This is a genomic window from Corynebacterium sputi DSM 45148 (assembly GCF_000427865.1).
GTDB classification, from domain to species: Bacteria; Actinomycetota; Actinomycetes; order Mycobacteriales; family Mycobacteriaceae; genus Corynebacterium; species Corynebacterium sputi.
On sequence record NZ_ATYV01000040.1, the window covers coordinates 1 to 1,175 of the forward strand.

The 1,175-nt window shown below is 58.6% G+C and carries 2 protein-coding genes and 1 pseudogene; 2 read left to right on the top strand and 1 reads right to left on the bottom strand.

Annotated elements, in window-relative coordinates; translation table 11 throughout:
* Positions 1–163, top strand: a pseudogene (locus YWU_RS17020) (IS3 family transposase); the annotation flags it as partial.
* A gap of 10 nt (positions 164–173) precedes the next feature.
* Here the strand turns inward: YWU_RS17020 and YWU_RS0113320 are convergent.
* Positions 174–419 (bottom strand): hypothetical protein, encoded by a 246-nt coding sequence (locus tag YWU_RS0113320; RefSeq protein WP_027020848.1) that lies wholly within the window; start codon positions 417–419, stop codon positions 174–176.
* A gap of 145 nt (positions 420–564) precedes the next feature.
* Here YWU_RS0113320 and YWU_RS0113325 point away from each other — a divergent pair, with 145 nt between their 5' ends.
* On the top strand, positions 565–1,038 hold the full coding sequence (locus YWU_RS0113325; RefSeq protein WP_034647996.1) for a tRNA (cytidine(34)-2'-O)-methyltransferase: 474 nt from the start codon (positions 565–567) through the stop codon (positions 1,036–1,038).
* The last annotated feature ends 137 nt before the right edge of the window (positions 1,039–1,175 follow it).

Genomic DNA, 1,175 nt, shown 5'->3' on the forward strand with positions numbered 1-1,175 from the left:
CCTCGACCGCCGCAGATGGGGCAGCCGAGAGCAGCTACGCATCGCGATCGTGACCTGGATCGAACGGACCTACCACCGGCGTCGCTGGCAAGCAGGACTCGGCCGATTGACGCCCATCGAATTCGAAACCAAGATGAACACACCACTGGCCCTCGCGGCCTGATTAACCGCTGTCACCTAACCGTGCAGCAGTCCCTGACGAGTGCAATCGAGGTGTCATCTGGGTTGAGTAGCCCCTTTGTGGCCGCCTCGATTCGGCTGGATAGCTCCAAGTAGGCCTCTAGATCGATGTCGGCGAGTTCTTCGAACCGTTCCTGCTCTTTAGGCTTTAACCATTGCCATCTGTGATCAGCTTCATCGTCTGAGAGCAGCCCGACAGGGATCTTCCAGTTCGCAGGTCCCTCCGCTTGGTTGGGCAATCTAATCTCCTTCAATGCGGACCATCGCGGCCTCGTGTGGTGCTCTCCCCGACATGACCATCCTCACTCGAACATGTTAGCGGAAGGTTTTGTGTCGCGGGAGGCGTCGGGAAATGCTTGTGGGGACCGCGTAACCTCTGTGACCATGTCACTTCACGTCCTCTTCGACCGGCCGTGCATCCCCGGCAATACGGGCAATGCGATCCGGCTGTGCGCCGGCACCGGTGCGACGCTTCATTTGGCGGAGCCGCTCGCGTTTAACTTTGACGAGAAGCACCTGCGACGAGCAGGCCTCGATTATCACGACCTCGCTGACGTGCAAATTCATCCGTCGATTGATGATGCCCTTGAGAAGCTAACCGCCGATGGTGGTCGGGTCTTCGCGTTCACCACGCACACCGATACCTGGCACACGTCCGTTGAATACCGCGATGGCGACGTTCTCCTCTTCGGCCCCGAGCCCACTGGCCTGGAAGAAGCGGTTCTCAACGATCCTCGAATTACACAGAAAGTCCGGATCCCGATGTTGCCCTCGAGGCGCTCGATGAACCTCTCCAATGCTGCAGCGGTCGCGACCTACGAAGCCTGGGGGCAGTTGGGCTTCGGCGGAGCGGTCTAGGAAGAGCTGGCGCTGGCCTCATGCATTCACTCTGCCCTCTTGTCGTGAAGTGAACCCCAAAAGTTGGAGAGAAGACCACAAAGTCCCACTCCAACCACCAAAGGGGAAAGCACTATGGGTGACACACCCAAAGATTT

Coding starts and splice junctions, on each gene's coding strand:
- YWU_RS0113325 (WP_034647996.1), top strand. CDS start 565: ATGTCACTTCACGTCCTCTTCGACCGGCCGTGCATCCCCGGCAATACG.